This window comes from Planococcus wigleyi (assembly GCF_014836985.1).
Taxonomy (GTDB): domain Bacteria; phylum Bacillota; class Bacilli; order Bacillales_A; family Planococcaceae; genus Planococcus; species Planococcus notacanthi.
In genome coordinates, this window is record NZ_JACSPU010000001.1 from 1,061,908 (window position 1) to 1,081,995 (window position 20,088).

A 20,088-nucleotide genomic window follows, 5' to 3' on the forward strand; every position below is an offset into this window, starting at 1 on the left:
AATATGAAAGTAGATAGTCTATTAAGAAAAGGGGAAGCTTATGCAGCCAGAGGACAAGCCATCGTTTTTTGCTACAAATTATATTCGCTTTTTAGGCGGAAGAAATACCATATTCACGCTGATTACGCTATTGCTGCTTGGCTTGGTGGTTTTCACTTTCAAAGAGGTTTCGTTTATTTTCCACCCGCTTAGCGTATTCATGAAAACCGTAGTCCTACCGATTGTGTTGGCATTGATCCTCTTCTACTTGCTGCGGCCGGTGTTGCGCATGTTGGAGAATTTTAAAATTCCGCGCATTTGGGGGATTCTCATCATCTTTCTTGGCGTGGTCGGACTGATCACATTATTGATCGTCTTGGTATTTCCATTTTTAAAATCACAATTCCAAACACTCATTGAAGAGTTTCCGACGTATTTTATGCAATTACTGACGGATGTGGATGCCTTTTTAAGAACCTCGTATATCGGTGATTATTACAGTGAATCCAACTTTACAATCGACACCTTGCTTGCAACGTTGCCTGGCAATATTGCAGATACCCTGCAAAATACCGTGACCAGCATCATTACAGGGGTGACTGGTTTAATTTCAACGATTACTGGCGTTATTTTATCGGTGGTCATCGTTCCGTTTATCCTGTTTTATCTGTTGAAGGACGGCGAGAAATTGCCGGAGTATTTCCTCAAACTCTTGCCGCCCAGATTCCGCGACGATACGCGTGAAGTATTCACGGAAGCGGATAAGCAATTGGGGGCTTACATACAAGGGCAGCTGATTGTAGCGTTTTGCATTGGTGTCATGGTTTATATCGGATTCCTGATCATTGGCATGGATTATGCCTTGCTGCTGGGGGTTTTAGCCATGGTGACCAGCATTGTGCCCTATATAGGGCCTGCTATTGCCATCACTCCTGCCGCCATTATTGCACTTGTTACATCCCCTTTCATGCTGGTTAAACTGGCAATAGTCTGGACGGTTGTGCAGTTGGTGGAAGGAAATTTGATTTCTCCACAAGTTATGGGAAAAACATTATTTATCCATCCGGTGACGATCATCTTTGTGCTTTTGACAGCGGGGTCGCTATTCGGTGTTGTCGGCGTCATTTTAGGGATTCCGATGTATGCGTTGCTTCGGGTCTTGATTTCCCATTTTTATAGGCTCTTTAAACGCCGTTACAACAAACATGAAACCAATTTGGAAAATCAATACGATTATACAGAACTATAAGATTGTTTTAAAACAGCATAATAGTGGTATATAAGGATTAACAAAAGTTGGGGGTTTCTACGTTATGAAGTTCAAAGATTTTTTATCATCAATCGGCATCGGGTCTTTAAAAGTCGAAACGGTAGTCGAAATGCCGCATCTCGAAGAAGGCGAAACATTGAACGGGACAGTGTATCTGGACGGTGGAGACGGCGATCAAACAATTGATTTCATTGAGTTGAACGTCATCAAACTAGTCGAAAATACACGGGACGACAGCGATTTCGATTTTTACGAAACGGTCATCGGAAAACAATCGATGGAGTTTGCAGGATCGGTCAAATCAAAAGAAACGGTCATGCAGCAATTTGAAATCATGCCTGATGAACGCTGGATAGTGGATCATCCAAAAGCAAAATTGATTTTGCGTACTGTCGTCCATGTAAAAAATGGCGTCAATGCACAAGATGAAGACGAAATCACATATGGAACATACGAGAGCTGATTTTCAGCTCTCTTTTTTTATGCTTGCAGATGAGGGCGAAACTGAAATTAATTAAATGAATAGATACGATGCTGAGATTAGTGGAAGTTTTTTCAGCAAAGCGGAATTAGTATGCGCCAACGAAAATTTAGAAAACTTTGTTCTATTTCATTAATGATATTGATAATCATTCTCACTTGTGATAAGGTATGTGAGAACACAAATTAAAAATTAAACAAAGGCACAAGCTATCGAAAAAAAGCGAAGCTTGTGCTTGGGTGTTGCAATAGCCAGCTGGTTAACCTGCAGCAACAGGCCGTGACCCTGTATTTGTGGAAGGAACCGGTTAGGAAAAGTGGGAGAATGCTGACATGATCGCTTTCGTCCTTTGTTCGGAATAGTTTTCAGACATTCCGTCTGGACGTGAAATTATCGGTTAGCAGAAGTGTAGAAGAGGCTCAGGCGCAATTATTGTTCAAAGGTGCTCTGCTCAGCATCTGTGGAACAGCAAATGCTGCCAGGAAGCCTCTATTATTTTTTACCAAATTCCTGCTAATGGTGCATTGCAGCTGGAGAACAAAGGAGTCCAGCTTACGGCTGATAGGAGCGGAGGCAGATGAAGAAAGCAATGTTGTTGCTGTGCTTGAGCCTGTTTCTATCCAGTGATGTTCAGGCTCATGTGCCGGGTGGACAACTGGAAAATCGCAATCATGTGGAAGGTGGTGTGCAAACGGCTATTCTGCTCGAGGCTGTGCCGGATGCTTACCCACAAAAAGCACATTTGCCCGCAATTCAATATACAAGGCTCGAAATAAAGCTCGCTGATATGTCGTCAGCCGAAATGAAACGAGAACTGGTGAAGGCAGAATTGGATGAAGAAGCAGGACAAGTCGATTGGAAAACAGCCATCATCGTATTATGCGTCGCTTTTCTGGTTTACTGGATCAACAAGAGCAAGCGGCAGGATATCGATTAGAGCCGAGTGGAGCAAGCAGATACTGATGTCCAGTCCCTACTCGTCAAAATAAAATACATAAAAACCCATTGCCCAAGCTTGCCTTTTGAGGACAAGTGTAAGCAATGGTTTTTTTATAATCAGTTGAAAGTGCAGTGGCTGATTATGGAAGTGGTCACTTCAAAGGGATATCGTAGATCATTTTGGCGCCGAGGGCTTTAATTTCGATGTGGGGGGATGCTTTTTTCAGGCTGGCTATTTGCTCGGTTGCTGCCTTTTGGGCATCTTCGAAGTTCCGATGATTCTCAATGCTTCGGGTAGGCTGAAGTTCAAAGGGAGCAGAAGGCGATTCTTTAATAAATAATAATATTATGTAACCTTCTTGTATAGAAGTATCCATAAATGTATTGGGCTCAATCAATAATTCATTGTCAGGGAAGTAGCTGATTTTATCTTCACAGATGATCGCAATTTTTTTCAAGATCCATATTTTCGAGTAGCCGGAAGAAATGGTGGATTCGACTCGCTCAAGTACGGTTTCCAGATGCTGTTCAAACAACGGAAACAAATGCGGATGGTGAGGGACAAAGGTAAAGTAAATCCGGCTATCTTGTTCATCGAGCAGTTGAAAGCGATTCACAGTAATTCCTCCCCGTCGATTCGAAATATGTAACTGCTTTCATTATAATCGATAGCAGCCTCGGGAACAAATGGCTGTTATCCATAATACATGTAAAAAACTACATAATGTTATATAGAAAAGTTCAAAACACGCAACAACAAAAAAAGTAAAAAGTAAAAAAGAAATAAAAAAAGACGATTCTCCAATTGGGAATCGTCTTTTTAGTCGATCAGTTCATTATAATGGGGAATTTTCTACACCAAGTTTAATCCAATCTTCTTTTGGGGGACCGTAAACACCAAAAGGCTTGAGGCCAGCTTGGCGAATCAGCACCGTCATCTGCCCGCGGTGATGGACCAAATGTTTAATGAATCCCATTAGAATTTGAGCGTTCGTTTCCTGGCGGCCAAAAGCGTTTTGCACTTGCTTTAAGGTTTCATCCGTCCATTGTTCTTGAAGTGCTTTCGAAGCTTTTTGGCTGAGGTGTTTGAATGTCTCAGCAATCTCTTTAGCTGAGGATGGAACGGTTTCGCTGTTTTTGACCTGTTCGATCTCTAATCCGAAATGAGCCAAGTAGTCGGGAATGCCAGTCGTGATGTGCCAGGCGATTCGGCCCAAAGACCGTCCTTCAGGATAGACTTTTTGTTCCAGCGATTGATCTGTTAAACCTTCCAGGACCTGTTGAGTCAATTCGGCTTCTTTTTGCCATTCATTGATGAAATCCGTTAATGTCACGTACATGCTGAATCCTTCCATTAGCGATAAATTAGCAATCACTGCTTCCACTTAAATTAACACAGCCGGCAGCGTAAGGGAAATAAGTTGCCGCCAAAGTGGTTGCAGTCAAAAAGTGTTTTAATGATGGATTCATAAAGGGATGTCCACTAGTAGAGAACGTGATTATCTCAGCTCAGCCAGCTGCCGCCAATGCAACTGGCGAGCAGAATGACCAAAAAAACTCCGGACATCCATATATCGGTGCGACCGATCCTGACCGGCCGATAATAGGCACTTCTTGGCTCTCCGGTGAAGCCTCTTGCTTCCATGGCAAATGCAGAACGTTCCGCTTTTCGGACAGCGCCTGCAAGCATTGGAATCAAGATGCGGCGCATCTCGAGCAAACGCTGCCAACTGTATTTTTTCATTTCGGCACCACGCAGTCGTTGTGCCTGCTGAATCTGGGTAAATTCGTCTTTCATGACCGGCAGAAACTGATAGCCGACCATGATGCCATATGCCATTTTAGGCGACAGCTTTAGCTGCTGCATCAGGCTCATGATGAATTTCACGGGATCGGTGGTGAATGCAAACAGCAACGACAAAGTGGAAAACGCCATCACACGTAAGGCCAATGACAGCGCACGAGCCCATTGTTCATCCGTCACGTCAATTCCGGCAAATGACCAGATGACAGTCCCGCCTGTGTCTGCACCGAATACCACAGTGGTCCATAAATAGCCGAAAGCGCCGATTGAAAAGGGCAGCATGAACAACAGCCAGAGTTTCCATTTTGTGCGGCTCATCGTCAGCTGCAGGAGGAGAATACCCAACCAAAACAGCAGCGGCGTCCAAGGGTTAAAGAAGAATGCCAGTGCGAGCATCGACACGGTAACAAGGACAAACTTGACGGACGGATTCATGTCATGCAAAAGATTCCGCAAGACGGGACACTCCTTTCGGCGCCAGCAAATGATGCTGTTCCAGCAGCTTATCATTTTGCCAAACATCTTTTGCAGCAAACTTGCCGGTCATTTCACCGTCTTTAATAAGCAGCACCGAATCAGCCAAGCTCGCCGCAAATTCCATGTCATGTGTAATGATCAGAAAAGTTGCCCCTTCTTTGGCGCGCTGGTCAATCAAAGCAAATAGCTCAAGCAACGCAGCTGTATCCTGTCCGGAGGTCGGTTCATCCATCAACAGCACTGGCCGTTTATCCGCGAGCATGGCAGCTATCGCTACGCGCCGTTTTTGCCCATGGCTGATGGCAAATGGATGGGCTTTCTGTATTTCCTCAAGACGCAGACTATCCATCAATTGGGTTAACTCGAACGGAGTGGAGGCCCCAGAAAAAGCGACTTCCTGTTGGACACTTTGGGTCAGAAACAGGTACTCCGGCGATTGAGGTACATAGCCGATGCCATCCGATTCAACCTTTCCGGTCGTCCGTTTGTAGATGCCGCACAGCGATTTTGCCAAAGTGGACTTGCCGCTGCCGTTCGGTCCGGCAATCACCACCACTTCGCCACGGCTGACGGAAAAAGACACCGGTGCAAGCAGTTGCCGATCTTTGATTGTGACAGAAAGCTTTTCTGTCTGTAAGGCCACTTCCGACTGGCAACTGGACTGCCGTTCAGGAAATGAAACCGGCAGCCGCGGTATGAATGGGTGGTCTGCGTCTATAGCGCCATTACAGCCCATTTGAATTTCTCGCCCGAAAAATGTGCCCCAGCTATCGAGACGATGCTCGACCGCAACAATAGTCAGGTTGGACTGCTGCTGAAGTTCTTCCAGCCATTCGACAAATTGTTTGGCAGTATAAGGGTCAAGGTGAGACAAAGGCTCATCAAGCAATAAAACCTCCGGATCCATGATCAATGCGCAAGCGGTTGCCACGCGCTGTTTCATTCCTCCGGATAGAGATTGGATAACGGAATGGCGCAGATGTGAAAGTCCAGTGACTTCCAAAACGGTGGTGATGCGCGGTTCCATCTCAGCAAGCGGTGCATGCAGGTTTTCCAGCGTGAATGCCAGTTCTTCTTCAACGGTCGGCATGCAGAACTGGGAATCAGGATCCTGGAAAACCGTCGCAATGCGGTGATTAATTTCACCTGGCGCATATTCATCCGCAGATTTCCCGAACAAACGGATTTCTCCGTCTACCAGACCATCGCAGTTATCGGGATAGAGGCGATTGAGCAAATACAATAAAGTGCTTTTTCCGCAGCCGCTTGGACCGGAGATGACCAGCCGTTCACCCTGCTCGACTGAAAAGGAAATGCTTGTTAAGGTTTTTTCGTCATCTTCCGGAAAGCGGAAAGAGAGGTCCGTTAAAGAGAAAATCTCTTCAGGCATTCACATCACCTTTTTTCGTGCGTGCAATTGCATAGCCGCGGAGCGAACCGGTCGCAAGCAAGGCATCGCCAATATACTTGCCGCCGATTCCAGCGATAACAGCACCGCTGAGGACACGGATGGTGAACATCAACGCAACGAATGACGGATCCAGTGCCGCATAGCCCGATACGAAATAACCGTAGACAAAGCTGAAGACGGCCGATCCAATACCTGCAAGCATAAGGACAAGGATATTGAAATGCTTATAGCCGGTCAATGCAAACGCGGCTTCAGCACCAAGCCCTTGGATAACGCCTGACAAGATCAGACGGGGACCGACGGCATTGCCGATCAGCACTTCAATGGCAGCAGCCATAGTTTCGGATAAAACCGCAGCACCCGGTCTGCGGATAATGTACATGCAAATGATCGAGACGATGAACCAGATGCCGAACATCCATTCATAGGCAAGGGGGCCAATCAGTGCTGCCCAAATGTTCGCGACGTGGAGAAACAGCAAGTAAACGATGCCAAAGACGACCGCAAACAGGGACATCAAGACGACTTCTTTTAATTTCCATGATTTCAGCATGTTACAGCCCTCCATGAGACGGACTGTTGATGCTCATCGATACCGTCATCACCAAATGGCGATGTTTATCGGAACGGGCGTTGGTGAAGGCCTCTTCGTAAAAAGCGAAGACATCATGGATGTCGCCGTGAATGCCGCTGGCGTAATGCATGGAATCGTTGAAGACGCCTTGTTTTTTGGCACGGTCGACTTCCTGGTAGATGACTGCCATGTAATCCGGATTGTTCATCGGATACAGCGCAAACTGGGAAGACACGTATTGCTTGGTGAAATCGGTATTCAACAATTCATCGTCTTTTTCCAAGTAGACGTCCCCTGATGAATCGCCTGGGCAGCCGATTGAGAAGGTGCCGGACAACGCGACATGCTCACCGGATTTTGCAGTATGCAAAGCTAATGCCTTCGCGACATTGAATACGTGATTCTGTTTGCCGCGAATGACTGTCGAAACGTCATCGGTGTGCATCCAGACGTTTGAAGTGTCCGTTTCGTTCAATGCTCCTTTAATGACTTTGATGAAATCGCCGGTCATCGGATGAAGCGAAAAGCGAAATCCGACAATTGGACTGGTACCGCATTGCAATGGTTCCATATCAACATTCCTCCTAAAAATTTGCACAAAAAAGACCGCATCCGTGAAGATGCAGCCATAATCTACAAATAACCAAAAGGAATTATTTCAGAAATGCGCCGCACTTCCTCACGCAGGTATTATCCTGATCGAGTTATAAGGGATCGAAGCTTGCGCTTGCATCTCAGCCATAATGGGCACCCCTAGTGCAGTAAACGGTATGCGGTTTTTGTGTTCGGGTTGTTCCCGATGGGTTTAGTGTAGAGGAAGTGGTGGAGGATGTAAAGGGGAGATTAGAAAGATGTACTCAGTAGTCATTTAGGTTGGGATTCTGAAATCGCTTCGGTCGCTTTGGGCATGGCTCACGCGTTGAACCAGGAAGAGCACCTGTTTCATCGCTCCGCCCATGGACGTACCGGCGCTTTGAGTGGTAAAGTCAGTTTTTTCGATTATCTAGAGTTATCTCCTCGCTTCTCGATATATATTTTAGTAAAAGAAATAAGTTTAGAAAAAATTTTTCCAATATTTTCTTCTTAAGTTTGCAGATTTTCGTTATACTGGAGTCATTATGACTGTAGGAGGGCATTTGATGAGTACCATTTCCCTTAAAAAGAAAACAGCGAGCATTGTGCTGGAGAAAAAACAATTGACCGGTGTTACGGCTAAAGTCGGCATTGTCTTGGATATTACAGGATCGATGCGAAAGCTGTATCGCGACGGCGTCGTGCAGGAAGTTGTGGAACGGGTGCTGGCAGTAGCGAGCCAATTTGACGATGATGGCGAGCTGGATGTCTGGGTGTATGACAACGAATTTTCCCGTTTGCCGGCAGCGACAGAAGAAATTTTCATGGGCTACGTAGAAAAAAACATCCTGTCCAATGACAGTGTCCACAAGTTCGGGCGAAACGACGAACCGAAAGTCATGAAAGATGTGATTCAGAAATACACGAAAGAAGAACCGAGCGATGTCCCGGTTTTTCTGGTCTTCATCAACGATGGCGGATGCAAAGCCGGCATTAAGAAATTCATTGTGGAATCGTCGACTCAGCCGATCTTTTGGCAATTTATCGGGATCGGGGATTCGAACTTTGATGTCTTGAGAAAACTGGATACGATGGAAGGCCGCTTCGTGGATAACGCGAATTTTTTCCATGTCTCGGACATCGACCAAGTGACGGATGAAGAACTGTACAATCAAATGCTGAATGAATTTCCCGAGTGGCTGAAAGAAGCGAAGGAGAAAGGCATCTTGCGCAAAAAGCGAAAATCGCCTTTGGACTTTATTTTCCCGAATCGAAACAAATGAGTGAAGCCAAAAAAAAACCCGATGAAATCTATTGATTTCATCGGAGATTTTAATTGTCTGTGTTAATTTTGCTCATAACCGGCATTGAATTTCCGGTTGTCAGCTTTTTGAACATCGCGGTTGATTGCCGGGCGCGTCAGCGAAAAGACGGCGCAGGCAAGGGCAATCAAGACGATTACAGCGCCAACCCAAGCGGTGCTTGAGACGGAGCCGGTTTGCGTCAAGGTGAAGCCGCCGATGGCAGAACCCAGCGCAATTCCGATCTGTAAGGCGGAGTTATTGAAGCTTTGCTGAATATCTGATGTGGCAGGGTCGGTTTCAATCAAATAGCTTTGTTGAGGCGGAGCCAAACTCCAGCTCAGTGCTGCCCAAATGACCATCACCGGCAGGAAAATAATCAGCGAGAACGTTGTCAGCGGAAGCAGGAATAAGACAACCGCAAACGCTGAAATAACGATGATGATGCTTTTCTTTGAGCCGATCGAATCGGACATGGTACCACCGATCGCACCGCCGCTCACAGCTGCGATTCCGAACAGCAAGTAGCAAAGGCTGACCCAGAACGAACTGAGCTGCAGGTTGGTCTCCAAAAATGGTGTGAAGTAGGCATAAACGGTATAATGTCCGGCAAGCATGAACATAGTCGCGAGATGAGCGGAGCCGATTTTAGCGCTCGCCACTGCTTTTAACTGCTGTTTGAGCGGGATGGCTGTGCCGCCAGGAATTGGCTGGATGTAATGGGCGATGAGCACCATCGAGCCGACGGACAATGCCGCGATGCCAAGGAAAATCACACGCCAGCCGAAGGCATCTGAAACGAGGATGCCGAGCGGAACCCCAAGAACGAGCGAAGAGCTGATGCCCATGAAAATCAGGCCGATTGCTTTTGCGCGGTAAGGCGGTTCAACGATTTTCGCCGCAATGGTCAACGACAAAACGACAATAAGTGCCGTACTTGCAGCGGTCAATACGCGCGCAATCATCATCCACGTAAAGTCTGGACTGAAAAACGTCAGGATATTTCCAAGGAAAAAGATGAACAAGGAAATCAAATAAACTTTCTTCCGTTCGAATCGGCTGGTCGCCACCAGCAAGACGGGTCCGGCAATGGCGTAGATTAATGCAAATAAGGTGATCAACTGCCCGGCTGAACTCAACGAGACGCCGAACTCTTCGGCGATTGTCGGCAAGATGCCTCCGACAATCAGTTCCACGAGTCCGACTGCAACTGTGGATAATGCTAGGATGTATACTTTCAAATTCATGGGTTCGTACGCTTCCTTTCAAAAATAAAATAGAATAAAAAAATGGCTTAAAGGTCCCATTCAGAAAACACAAAAAAATCCTGATTACAAAAAACGAACAGATCGTTTTCTGTAATCAGGATTTTGCGGTTCCTGGTAGAGACCCTTAAGCCATATTCTTAAGGTTATACAGACGCTTATGAAGTATTTACTTTGAAAATCTTACTACAGACTCCAAAATTCTGCAAGCTATCAGGATAGAAAATCAAATCACAGACAAAAAATACAAACGAAAATCGGTTCTGGCTTTCTGCAAATTTCAGCCAGTCGCTGGTCATTGAATGCAAAAGCGAGTATCAACGATTCGGAAGATTAGATGGCAATTTCACCAAAGAAATAAATTAGATAATTAATAAAATTCGCCGACCATAAATGGGTACGATGTGCTATTATATGTAAGATATTCCAAAATGAGAGGGAGTAAATGATGGACAAGAGCATGATTCAATCGAAAAGGGAAAACGTCTATTTTTTCATCAGTTTATTATTGAGCATTTTTATCTACGCGGCAGCCATTGTGTCCATTATCGGGATTGCAATTGCCATTACGATTTTCATCATCCTGCTTTTCACCAATGCCATCATGCTCGGTTCAATCCGCGGCAATGGCGTCCGGATTCACGAGCGGCAGTTTCCGGATGTCTATGAACGCGTTCAGGTGTTGGCAAAGGAAATGGAACTGAAGAAAGTACCGGATGTCTTTGTCATCCAATCTGAAGGGGCGCTGAATGCGTTCGCCACCCGTTTCTTCGGCCGCGATATGGTCGTTTTGTATTCGGAAGTGTTTGAAATGGCGCGCGAGCAGGGACAGGAAGAACTGGACTTTATCATTGCCCACGAACTGGCCCATGTGAAGCGCCGCCATATCTGGAAAAACCTCTTGATCTTGCCTGCTGGGTTTATTCCGTTTCTCAGCGAAGCGTACAGCCGGTCATGTGAATACACGTGTGACCGTCACGCGGCCTACACGATTCAAAATGCACCAGCCGCAAAACGCGCATTGACGCTTCTTGGAATCGGCAAAAAGACGTATTTGGAAGTGAACGAAGACGCATACCGCGAACAGATCGCTACGGAAACCAACGCCGTTGTCTGGTTGAGTGAAGTACTGTCGACGCATCCGCGTCTGCCAAAACGCATCCAATCCATCGAACAATTCGCTCAAGGAGATTCGAAGTTTTACGAACCGGACCACGGGAAAATCGTGCTTGGCGCGACATTGATGGTCGGAGTTATAGGAGCTGCCTATTTCCTGACCGTTGCTCTTTTTGCAGGAGGGGCATTGGCGTTTTCTCAGTTTTTGCCGGATGTAAATGAAACCTTTATTGAAGACGATTATTCGATTCAAGATGACTTTTCAATTGAAGGCGAGACGCCATTGATGGCTGCGGCATCGATGGGCGATCTCGCGGGTGTCCAAGAAGCGCTTGCGGATGGGGAAGATGTACTCGCCAAGGACTCTGAAGGCACAGATGCTTTGATGTACGCCGTCTATTCAGGTGACACGGCCATCATCAACGCTTTGATCGACGCAGGGGCTGATGTGAACTCGTCCGATAATTACTCAACGGCATTAGGTTCAGCCGTGATGTACGGGGAACATGAATCGGCCTTGCTGTTGCTTGAAAAAGGAGCTGACCCTGCCTTGCCGGGTCCTGATGGTCTGAGTGCGATGGACCATATGGGAGCAGAAAGTGAAGCGGAGTTAGTGGAGATGCTGGAATAAAGAAACCCGCCTTTGCGTGTCTCACGAAAAAGCGTCGATCACTTTAGTGGATCGGCGCTTTTTAGCTGAATCCAACTAGATCAAAGGAGTGTTCCGATGTTCACAGTTCAAAATCTATTCATCGCTGTTTGGGTGATCGGGGGCATCTTATCAGTCATCGGTAACTTTCGAAAAGGCATTATATGGGTCGTTCCCACCTTGGTTTTAACCTTATTCATGCTATTCGGTTTCTGGTACGACTCGCAAGGGGACAGCCATTTCGCGCCAATCACCATGTTGGTCATCCTGTCTGTCAGCTTGTTGGATGATGTCGTCTATTTCGCACTTGGCCGGATGCCTGCCGGGCTATTCAACCGGCCCGAGCCTGCAGAGCCGATTAAAGAATTGATCCGGAGGTTGCTGTCTTTTGCGGTAACCCTGGGACTCATTTTCCTCATCAGCTCATATTTAATGTAATTTCATCAAAAACGCCACCTTCGAAATCAAATGATTTCATAGAAGGTGGCGTTTTTTCGTAACTGGCCAATTGCCTACAATTATTTATGGAGTGTTGAACAATTCCATCCGAATCCGTGAGATATGCTTCTCCATCAGCTGCTTCGCTAAGTCGCTGTTGCCGTCGGCGATGGCAAGGTAGATTTCTTCGTGTTCTTTGAGTGTATCCTGATGCCGGTTTTTATCGGTGAACCGTTGGCTGCGGGTAGCCCTTATATTTTCTTCCATCCGTTTGGCGAGTGTTTCCATCAAATCGATCAAAAGTTGGTTCTTTGCAGCATAAGCGACCTGAAAGTGGAAATCCAAGTCTGCCTGGACGCCCATTTCCGGATCGTCTACGGCGTCAGCCATTTGCGACAGCACATGCCGAATGGCTTTTAGGTTCTGAGAAGTTGCCCGTTGTGCTGCCAGAGAAACCGCTTCCACTTCAAAAGCTCGGCGAAGTTCGAGCATGTCGTCGATCAATTGAGCTTGTGTCTCCTCTATGTGCGTGCGGAGTTCTTTGCCAAGCGTATCGCGTTTGGAAGCAGCGAGGAAACTTCCGCCCCCTTGGCGTATTTCGATAAATCCTTTGCTTTCCAGTCCCTTCAATGCTTCTCTCACTGAATTTCGGCTCACACCGAATAGGCTGGCGAGATCCCGTTCGGAAGGAAGCCGGTCACCGGGATGTAAATTTTGTTCCAAGCAGAGCATGTTTATCTGTTCGACAATCAATTCATAGGTTCGTTTCTTAGGATTCAAAAAGATTCTCTCCCCGCCAGCTTTTTTCTACTTTTCATCATCATACAGAATATTTTTGTAAATGTCTGAACATTTCGTTGTGATTTTCAGAGTATTATGTATAATTAGGTTAATTGGTTGGACCAATTCTTAAAGAAAGTATAAACCTTTCTTTTATTATACTGAATTTTACTAAAGGGGCGATACAGCATGGCAATCGACAATCAGGAAAAGATCCTTGAAAGCTTGAAGCAGCACTTGACACCAGAGCAGATCAGCGTTAATGAAACCGTTAAAGAATTGCATGGGAAAGATGAATCCTATCACAAAATGGAGTTGCCGGACATCGTCGTTTTCCCTGAAAACAAGGAGCAGGTTTCGGAGATTATGAAAATCTCGTCACAGTATCAGATTCCCGTCATCCCATTCGGACTTGGTTCCAGTTTAGAGGGCCATGTCATTCCGCAACGCGGAGGCATCACCATCGATTTTTCATTGATGAACAAAGTCTTGGAAGTTTTTGAAGAGGATTTTCTTGTGACTGTACAGCCGGGTGTAACACGGACCCAGCTCAATAAGGAACTGAAGAAATACGGCTTGTTTTTCACAGTAGATCCAGGAGCGGATGCGACGCTTGGCGGTATGGCCGCCACCAACGCCAGCGGCACCACATCAGTGAAGTACGGAGTTATGCGTGATCAAGTAAGGGATTTGGAAGTGGTATTGGCGGATGGAACCTTTATCCATACCGGCAACAAAGCAGCAAAATCTTCCTCAGGCCTTCACTTGAATGGATTGTTTGTCGGTTCAGAAGGGACGCTCGGCTGTTTTACTGAAATGACACTTCGTGTATACGGCATCCCGGAACACATCACAGCAGCCCGCGCGTCGTTCCCGACGGTTAAAGACGCCGTGGAAGCCGTCGTATCCATTTTACAGGCAGGCATCCCGATTGCCCGCGTCGAACTGGTGGATGAGCAATCCATGGTACAAGTCAACAAATACAACGAAACCGCTTATACAGAGGGGCCAACACTGTTTTTAGAGTTTCATGGAAATGAAGCGGGACTGCGTCAGGACGTGGAATTCATGCAGGAAATCGTCCAAGGGCATGCCTGCATCGAAGTGGCGTTTGAAACGGATACCGCAGCGCGCAACCGCTTATGGGAAGCACGCCATACCTTGGCTTATGCCTATATCCACGGGCATCCAGGCAAAAAAATGATGGTGACGGATGTCTGCCTGCCGATTTCTGAACTGGCAGGAGCGGTCAGCCATGCACGGGAAAATCTGATGGCACTTGAATTGCCAGGGGGCATCGTGGGGCACGTCGGCGACGGCAACTTCCATGCACTCATCATGATGGACATGGACAACCCGGAAGAAGTGGCCAAAGCGCAGGAATTCAATGAACGCATCGTCTTGTATGCACTTGAACGCGGCGGCACATGCACGGGAGAACACGGTGTCGGCATCGGCAAGAAAAAATACCAGCAACAAGAACACGGAGCTGCACTGGACGTCATGGCAAAAATCAAAGCAGCCCTGGATCCGAATAATTTGCTGAACCCTGGAAAAAATATCAATGTCGATCATAAGGAGCTGACCCAATGAAAGTTTTGCAGTCCATTAGTGCAGTCGCCGGAAAATACTTTGCCGTCTGGGTCGTCCTGATTGCGTTGCTGGCCTTTTTCTTCCCAGCCGCGTTCCTGGGCTTCGGCAGCTACATCACCATTTTGCTGGGAGTCGTTATGTTCGGAATGGGCTTGACGCTGAAGCCAGTCGATTTCAAAATCATCTTCAAAAGTCCGCTCCCTGTCGTCATCGGAGTAGCGGCACAATTTTTAATCATGCCGTTTGCAGCATTCGCCATCGCTTATGTATTGAAATTGCCGCCTGAACTGGCTGCGGGACTCGTGCTCCTCGGCTGCGTTCCTGGAGGGACGGCATCGAATGTTATGGTTTATCTTGCTAAAGGAAATCTGGCGTTGTCCGTTGCAATGACGTCATTATCGACTTTGATGGCACCCATCATGACGCCGCTGTTGTTATTGCTGCTGGCAGGCCAATGGCTTCCGGTAGATCCGGTATCGATGTTCCTGTCGATCGTTCAAGTGATCATCATTCCAATTGCGCTGGGCATTCTGGTTCAACGGTTTTTCCCGACAGCATTCGCCAAAAGCGTCACCATCGTACCGCTCATTTCCGTTGCAGCCATTTTAATCATTGTCTCTGCAGTTACAGCAGCCAATGCGCAAAATGTCATCAGTTCAGGATTCATCGTGTTCTTTGCAGTATTCCTGCATAACGGCTTCGGCTTATTGCTGGGCTATCTGACAGCGATGGCGATGGGGCTCAATGAAACAGACCGACGTGCCATTTCACTTGAAGTGGGCATGCAGAATTCCGGCTTGGGCGTCGCTTTAGCCACAGCCCATTTCAGCCCGCTCGCTGCACTTCCAAGTGTCTGGGGCGCAATCTGGCATAATATTTCCGGACCGATTCTTGCGACGATTTGGTCGAAGAAATCGGCTGATAAGAAGGAAGTAGTTGGGGTGGATAGAGGGGTAGAGGTTAAGCCTTGGAAGGTTTGAAAGAGTGTCGGTGAATCATTTATCATATATAGGAAACTATTAGCCGTCCATTTATGGGCGGTTTTTTTGTGGTTGATTTTGGCTAAAGATTAAGAAGGGTGCGTCAAGTCAAAGTTGGTTATTATTGTAATTACATCCTACTCTAGTAAAATGAAAGCTGAAGATAATTATAGATGCGAGCGGAACCATGTTAGGATAAAGAAATGAAGAAACAGAATATAAAACCAATAGGCGCGAGTTCTTAGCAGGCCATATAGAACAGCATATCTAAGTCAGATAGTATCATTTTAGATTTCTTTGCTGGTTCTGGAACAACTGGCCATGCAGTTATGGAAATAAATAAAGAAGATGATGGTCAACGTAACTTTATATTATGCACAAATAATGAAAATAATATTTGCAAAGAAGTCACATATGAGCGTTTAAGAATAATAAATGAAAATGAATTTAAAAATTTAAATTTAAAATACTATCAAATTGATTTTATCCCTACGCAAAACCGATTTTACTATGAATACGCAGATCAACTTCTTGAACGGGTACGCGAGCTGGTTGAATTGGAAAATGCAATTAACTTCACAGACAACAAGGAAATTGCAATCATTTTAAGTGATGAAGAATTAGAAGGATTTATGCAAAATCTTGAAGAAAATAAAGATTACAGAGTAGTATATTTAGGACATAACGTTCTTGCAACTGGTGAACAAGAAAAGGCATTGTTTGAAAATAAAATTAAAATCAACGTTATACCAGATTACTATTTTCAAGAGCTAAGGGGACTATGAGATGGCAAAGTTAGCTGATTTTCAGATAAAGGCGATAGCTAAACTAACAGAAAGCATGAATGACGAAAAGAAAGAAGTTGTATTAAAAAGCCCTACAGGCTCGGGCAAAACAATTATAATTACTCATTTTATGGACGAATACGGAAAAGGGCATTTTAACAATGTCTTTGTATGGTTAACTCCTGGAAAAGGAAATTTAGAAGAACAAAGCAAAGCCAAGATGGATGCTTATATTCATAACAGTTCAACAAAACTTTTATCAGATGTTATGACCTACGGATTTAAAGAAAATGATGCGTGTTTTATCAACTGGGAAAAGTTAACTAAAAAAGGAAATACAGCTCTAAAAGAATCCGAAAGAACTAATTTCTTAGAGCATATTGAACGTGCCCATAGAGAAGGGCTCGAATTTACAATCATTATCGATGAGTCTCATCAAAACGATACTGTAAGAGCTAGTGATCTAATTGAATTATTCAAACCTAAAAAGATAATAAGAACTTCTGCTACACCTAAAAATTATACTAACGCTACTTTGATTGAAGTATCGGAGTCTGATGTAATAGCAGAAGGACTAATTAAGAAAATGCTCATTATTAATGAGAATTTTGGTGGAAACCTTGAAATCGAAAGCCCAGTAAACTTTCTTTTAGATAAAGCTTTAGATAAATTAGATGAATTGAAGTCAGGTTTTGCTGAAAGAAAAGCAATTATAAATCCCTTAATGGTTGTGCAGCTTCCTAATAATAGTGACGCATTATTAGATGAAATTGAAAGATACTTAGCAACCAAACACATTACTTATGAAAATGGATTACTTGCAGTTTGGCTGAGTGATAAAAAACAAAATCTTGAAGAAATTGAAGAGTTAAATGCTAAGCCTACTATCGTGATTATTAAGCAGGCTATTGCTACAGGATGGGACTGCCCGCGAGCCCATATTCTTGTTAAATTAAGAGAAAACACTAGAGAGACATTTGAAATTCAAACTATTGGGCGCATACGGAGAATGCCCGAAGTAAAACATTACGAGAATGATTTATTAGATTCTTGTTATTTGTATACATTTGATGAAAGGTTTACAGAAGGAGTGAAATTGCATTTAGGAAAAGGTGCATTAGATGCTGCAAAATTATTTTTAAAAAATGAGCTCCGAAATATCACTTTAATTACTGAGCACAAAACTGGGGTAGGGGCGCCAAGAGATGCGTCGTTATCGTTAAAAACAATGGAAAATTATTTCAAGGATGAATATGAGTTGACGAAAAAAACAACTCATAATAAAAATAAAATGGAAGCTAAAGGATATAAATTTTCAGAGAATATAATTAAGCAAACTTTCACAGGTCAAGTGCATACTTTGACAGTGGAAGAGTTTGAAAATCTAGAAAAAATTAATTTAGTAGAACCATTAAACACGCATAGACACGGACGGGAGTACCATAATAGGGTAAGTACGTTAGGGGTTCAATTGAGTTTACCCTATGAACAAATGAATACTATTATTAGACGCCTATTTGATAAAAATGTTGAATATAAAAACAAACTTTTGAACTTAGAAACTAAAGAAGTTTATGCATTTGTAATAAATAACTTCTACAGATTAAAAGAAGATTTTAGATCAGCCATGTCTGGTGTTAATATACAAGTTGCGTTAGATCTTAAAGATATTACAGAAAGAGAAATAACTATTCCTAAAGAGTTTTTATTTACTTTTGATGGAAATAATAGAGTGCAACGAGAATACGAAAGTAGCGTATATAAAGGTTATTTATCTTCCGCAGAAATTCGGTCTGATTCCGAAAAAACATTTGAGAAATACTGTAATGATTCTAAAGAGGTTGAATGGGTATATAGAAATGGTGATAAAGGCAATGACTACCTTTCTATTGTTTATCAAGATAATTTCGGTAAACAAAAATCTTTTTATCCCGATTATATACTTTCGAAAAATGGTGAAATTTGGATTGTTGAAACAAAAGGTGGATTTAGCAGAAGTGGAAGTAGCGAAGATATTGATCGTTACTCACCAAAGAAATTTGAAGTGTTAAAAAGATACTTAACTAAACATAATTTAAAAGGAGGATTTGTTAGAAAAGATAAGAGCAACAATGAGTTGTTTATTTGTACTGAAAATTATAAAGATGATATTAAAGACGAATGTTGGACTATATTAAGTGAAATATTGTAGTTATCACTATAAATTCTTAGTTGACCATCAAGAATTATGTGTGCAAGCTGTCGAAGGTGAACAGTATTACTTCCTCGACGTCTCGCTCTTTCAAGGTCAAATGACTTCTTGCGAAATAAAACCATTGTATGGGGAAGAACTTTGAGTTGAAGATAAATTAATAAATAAATAATTTTAACCTATCAAAAACGATGGTTTTTGATAGTACCGAGAAGAAGATGGAAATATTTGTCGCTTTCGGAGCCGATTTGTATCTATTTTAAGTGCTATTTTGCATCGTATATATAATAAAACCTGATTTCCCTTTTGAGTACTAGGGAAATCAGGCTTTTGATGTTCAACAATCGCGCCGGTTATGGAAAACTCTGAGATTGAGCGAAATTAGAGAAATGTCACCGTGTTCATAAACACTTTACAGGCTCTGATGGGTTGATTTTTTGTCCAATAATTCCGGCACATTCTTCCGGTGATGTTTTTGTTGTGTCAACGCCACTTCTATTCTGCATTACACAACTCTCTTTTTTATTAATCTTGCGTACGGTCTTTCCGTTGGTTATGATTAATTGAAGAATATGGACGCAGCACAATCGGGAGAAATTTTATAGGACTTTGCTGAATTTCAATTCTTAGGGGGATAAAATGTATAAACTACCACCACGTAATTCAATCTATCAAGATGTATTGAATGAAATTATAAACTTGATTAAAAATGGGGAATGGACCGCAGGGGATCGAATACCCACTGAAACAGAACTGGCAAGAATATTTCAAGTAAGCAGGAATAGTATCAGGGAAGCCCTGAAGATTTTAGATCATCTGAACATAATTTCTTCTAAAGCTGGCAGTGGTACTCATGTGTCAGAAGAGTCCCATCAAAATATACAAAAGATGGAACTCATTCATACACTGCGGCAGAATAGTACTTACGAGTCCTTGATGGATACACGCTTGATCATTGAGCCGGAGCTTACTTATCGAGCTGCATTGAATGCTACGGAAGAAGATATTAAAAATTTGGAAGGCATCATTGAATTGAGTTTCAATCAAGTTAAGGATGGTACCTACTATACTCCAACAGTTGGCTTTTCATTTCACATGGAACTCGCAAAAATTGCTCATAATGAAATCTTGTGGAAGTTTTTGGAGTCAATCACGCTAGAACTTCTAGGACTTAGAAAAGTAATCATGAACAAACACGATCAACAGGATTTATTAGGTGAGATAGGAGAACATAAAATTATCTTTGATTTTATTAAAGCAGCTGATGCTGAAGGAGCAAAAAAGGCGATGTATAACCACTTGAAGAATGCTCAAAGCTATCTGACTGATACAGAAAAATAATCTTAATCCAATTTAGAGTTAAGCAGGTTCTATGATTAAATCATAGATCCTTTTATTTTGGGCAATTATTTTTGAAACATTTGATTGAATAAAATAAGTTTTCTAAATAATCATTGCAATCTGCTATTAAGGCATTATAAT

Annotated in this window: 19 protein-coding genes and 2 riboswitches; of the genes, 11 read left to right on the plus strand and 8 right to left on the minus strand. The window is 43.7% G+C overall.

The window, feature by feature from the left end; genetic code table 11:
- The first annotated feature begins 40 nt into the window (after positions 1-40).
- The 3 genes from H9630_RS05090 to H9630_RS05100 all read left to right on the plus strand — a co-directional run bounded on the left by H9630_RS05090 (position 41) and on the right by H9630_RS05100 (position 2,667).
- Positions 41-1,228, plus strand: coding sequence for an AI-2E family transporter (locus H9630_RS05090; RefSeq protein WP_191714375.1), 1,188 nt, complete (start codon positions 41-43; stop codon positions 1,226-1,228).
- A gap of 64 nt (positions 1,229-1,292) precedes the next feature.
- Positions 1,293-1,712, plus strand: a complete 420-nt coding sequence (locus H9630_RS05095; RefSeq protein ID WP_191714376.1) for a sporulation protein — start codon at positions 1,293-1,295, stop codon at positions 1,710-1,712.
- A 595-nt stretch (positions 1,713-2,307) separates the two neighbouring features.
- Positions 2,308-2,667, plus strand: coding sequence for a hypothetical protein (locus tag H9630_RS05100; protein WP_191714377.1), 360 nt, complete (start codon positions 2,308-2,310; stop codon positions 2,665-2,667).
- 154 nt (positions 2,668-2,821) lie between these two features.
- On the opposite strand, the gene H9630_RS05105 is transcribed toward H9630_RS05100, so the two are convergent.
- From H9630_RS05105 to H9630_RS05130, 6 genes are all read right to left on the minus strand, one after another.
- On the minus strand, positions 2,822-3,286 hold the full coding sequence (locus tag H9630_RS05105) for a hypothetical protein (protein ID WP_191714378.1): 465 nt from the start codon (positions 3,284-3,286) through the stop codon (positions 2,822-2,824).
- A gap of 219 nt (positions 3,287-3,505) precedes the next feature.
- On the minus strand, positions 3,506-4,009 hold the full coding sequence (locus tag H9630_RS05110) for a DinB family protein (RefSeq protein WP_191714379.1): 504 nt from the start codon (positions 4,007-4,009) through the stop codon (positions 3,506-3,508).
- Between the two features lie 164 nt (positions 4,010-4,173).
- The gene (locus H9630_RS05115; protein ID WP_191714380.1) at positions 4,174-4,929 is read right to left on the minus strand and encodes an energy-coupling factor transporter transmembrane component T family protein; all 756 of its coding nucleotides are present in this window, start codon (positions 4,927-4,929) and stop codon (positions 4,174-4,176) included.
- Positions 4,910-6,340: an ABC transporter ATP-binding protein gene (locus tag H9630_RS05120; protein ID WP_191714381.1), complete on the minus strand. Its 1,431-nt coding sequence runs from the start codon at positions 6,338-6,340 to the stop codon at positions 4,910-4,912. Before H9630_RS05120 ends, H9630_RS05115 begins: the two co-directional genes overlap by 20 nt.
- The gene (locus H9630_RS05125; protein ID WP_191714382.1) at positions 6,333-6,914 is read right to left on the minus strand and encodes an ECF transporter S component; all 582 of its coding nucleotides are present in this window, start codon (positions 6,912-6,914) and stop codon (positions 6,333-6,335) included. The genes H9630_RS05120 and H9630_RS05125 overlap by 8 nt, the downstream gene beginning before the upstream one ends.
- Position 6,915: 1 nt before the next feature.
- The gene (locus H9630_RS05130) at positions 6,916-7,506 is read right to left on the minus strand and encodes a YkoF family thiamine/hydroxymethylpyrimidine-binding protein (RefSeq protein WP_191714383.1); all 591 of its coding nucleotides are present in this window, start codon (positions 7,504-7,506) and stop codon (positions 6,916-6,918) included.
- An 88-nt stretch (positions 7,507-7,594) separates the two neighbouring features.
- Positions 7,595-7,700, minus strand: a riboswitch (TPP riboswitch).
- A gap of 374 nt (positions 7,701-8,074) precedes the next feature.
- On the opposite strand from H9630_RS05130, the gene H9630_RS05135 reads away from it, so the two are divergent.
- Positions 8,075-8,791 carry a vWA domain-containing protein gene (locus tag H9630_RS05135; protein ID WP_191714384.1) on the plus strand — a complete coding sequence of 239 codons (717 nt, stop codon included), beginning with the start codon at positions 8,075-8,077 and terminating at the stop codon, positions 8,789-8,791.
- A 62-nt stretch (positions 8,792-8,853) separates the two neighbouring features.
- Here H9630_RS05135 and H9630_RS05140 read toward each other — a convergent pair whose 3' ends face one another.
- A complete protein-coding gene (locus tag H9630_RS05140) occupies positions 8,854-10,056 on the minus strand; it encodes an MFS transporter (RefSeq protein WP_191714385.1) in 1,203 nt (400 codons plus the stop codon).
- A 92-nt stretch (positions 10,057-10,148) separates the two neighbouring features.
- Positions 10,149-10,248, minus strand: a riboswitch (purine riboswitch).
- A 271-nt stretch (positions 10,249-10,519) separates the two neighbouring features.
- On the opposite strand from H9630_RS05140, the gene H9630_RS05145 reads away from it, so the two are divergent.
- Complete coding sequence (locus H9630_RS05145) at positions 10,520-11,821, plus strand: M48 family metallopeptidase (RefSeq protein WP_301610405.1); 1,302 nt, start codon at positions 10,520-10,522, stop codon at positions 11,819-11,821.
- A 96-nt stretch (positions 11,822-11,917) separates the two neighbouring features.
- Positions 11,918-12,277 (plus strand): hypothetical protein, encoded by a 360-nt coding sequence (locus tag H9630_RS05150; RefSeq protein WP_191714386.1) that lies wholly within the window; start codon positions 11,918-11,920, stop codon positions 12,275-12,277.
- A gap of 84 nt (positions 12,278-12,361) precedes the next feature.
- Here H9630_RS05150 and H9630_RS05155 read toward each other — a convergent pair whose 3' ends face one another.
- The gene (locus H9630_RS05155) at positions 12,362-13,057 is read right to left on the minus strand and encodes a FadR/GntR family transcriptional regulator (RefSeq protein ID WP_191714387.1); all 696 of its coding nucleotides are present in this window, start codon (positions 13,055-13,057) and stop codon (positions 12,362-12,364) included.
- Positions 13,058-13,246: 189 nt separating this feature from the next.
- Here H9630_RS05155 and H9630_RS05160 point away from each other — a divergent pair, with 189 nt between their 5' ends.
- The 5 genes from H9630_RS05160 (at position 13,247) to H9630_RS05180 (ending at position 19,947) form a co-directional block, all read left to right on the plus strand.
- Positions 13,247-14,650 (plus strand): FAD-binding oxidoreductase, encoded by a 1,404-nt coding sequence (locus H9630_RS05160; RefSeq protein WP_191714388.1) that lies wholly within the window; start codon positions 13,247-13,249, stop codon positions 14,648-14,650.
- Positions 14,647-15,630: a bile acid:sodium symporter family protein gene (locus H9630_RS05165; protein WP_191714389.1), complete on the plus strand. Its 984-nt coding sequence runs from the start codon at positions 14,647-14,649 to the stop codon at positions 15,628-15,630. The genes H9630_RS05160 and H9630_RS05165 overlap by 4 nt, the downstream gene beginning before the upstream one ends.
- A gap of 284 nt (positions 15,631-15,914) precedes the next feature.
- A complete protein-coding gene (locus H9630_RS05170) occupies positions 15,915-16,415 on the plus strand; it encodes a hypothetical protein (RefSeq protein WP_404825526.1) in 501 nt (166 codons plus the stop codon).
- A gap of 1 nt (position 16,416) precedes the next feature.
- Complete coding sequence (locus H9630_RS05175; protein WP_191714390.1) at positions 16,417-18,606, plus strand: DEAD/DEAH box helicase; 2,190 nt, start codon at positions 16,417-16,419, stop codon at positions 18,604-18,606.
- A gap of 639 nt (positions 18,607-19,245) precedes the next feature.
- Positions 19,246-19,947, plus strand: coding sequence for a FadR/GntR family transcriptional regulator (locus H9630_RS05180; RefSeq protein ID WP_191714391.1), 702 nt, complete (start codon positions 19,246-19,248; stop codon positions 19,945-19,947).
- Positions 19,948-20,088: the final 141 nt, after the last annotated feature.

What these genes read in the sequence shown, in the direction of transcription:
- H9630_RS05100 (WP_191714377.1), top strand. Translation starts at nt 2,308, where the DNA reads ATGAAGAAAGCAATGTTGTTGCTGTGCTTGAGCCTGTTTCTATCCAGT.
- H9630_RS05160 (WP_191714388.1), top strand. Translation starts at nt 13,247, where the DNA reads ATGGCAATCGACAATCAGGAAAAGATCCTTGAAAGCTTGAAGCAGCAC.
- H9630_RS05095 (WP_191714376.1), top strand. Translation starts at nt 1,293, where the DNA reads ATGAAGTTCAAAGATTTTTTATCATCAATCGGCATCGGGTCTTTAAAA.
- H9630_RS05175 (WP_191714390.1), top strand. Translation starts at nt 16,417, where the DNA reads ATGGCAAAGTTAGCTGATTTTCAGATAAAGGCGATAGCTAAACTAACA.
- H9630_RS05145 (WP_301610405.1), top strand. Translation starts at nt 10,520, where the DNA reads ATGATGGACAAGAGCATGATTCAATCGAAAAGGGAAAACGTCTATTTT.
- H9630_RS05130 (WP_191714383.1), bottom strand. Translation starts at nt 7,506, where the DNA reads ATGGAACCATTGCAATGCGGTACCAGTCCAATTGTCGGATTTCGCTTT.
- H9630_RS05140 (WP_191714385.1), bottom strand. Translation starts at nt 10,056, where the DNA reads ATGAATTTGAAAGTATACATCCTAGCATTATCCACAGTTGCAGTCGGA.
- H9630_RS05150 (WP_191714386.1), top strand. Translation starts at nt 11,918, where the DNA reads ATGTTCACAGTTCAAAATCTATTCATCGCTGTTTGGGTGATCGGGGGC.
- H9630_RS05090 (WP_191714375.1), top strand. Translation starts at nt 41, where the DNA reads ATGCAGCCAGAGGACAAGCCATCGTTTTTTGCTACAAATTATATTCGC.
- H9630_RS05135 (WP_191714384.1), top strand. Translation starts at nt 8,075, where the DNA reads ATGAGTACCATTTCCCTTAAAAAGAAAACAGCGAGCATTGTGCTGGAG.
- H9630_RS05120 (WP_191714381.1), bottom strand. Translation starts at nt 6,340, where the DNA reads ATGCCTGAAGAGATTTTCTCTTTAACGGACCTCTCTTTCCGCTTTCCG.
- H9630_RS05110 (WP_191714379.1), bottom strand. Translation starts at nt 4,009, where the DNA reads ATGTACGTGACATTAACGGATTTCATCAATGAATGGCAAAAAGAAGCC.
- H9630_RS05165 (WP_191714389.1), top strand. Translation starts at nt 14,647, where the DNA reads ATGAAAGTTTTGCAGTCCATTAGTGCAGTCGCCGGAAAATACTTTGCC.
- H9630_RS05125 (WP_191714382.1), bottom strand. Translation starts at nt 6,914, where the DNA reads ATGCTGAAATCATGGAAATTAAAAGAAGTCGTCTTGATGTCCCTGTTT.
- H9630_RS05180 (WP_191714391.1), top strand. Translation starts at nt 19,246, where the DNA reads ATGTATAAACTACCACCACGTAATTCAATCTATCAAGATGTATTGAAT.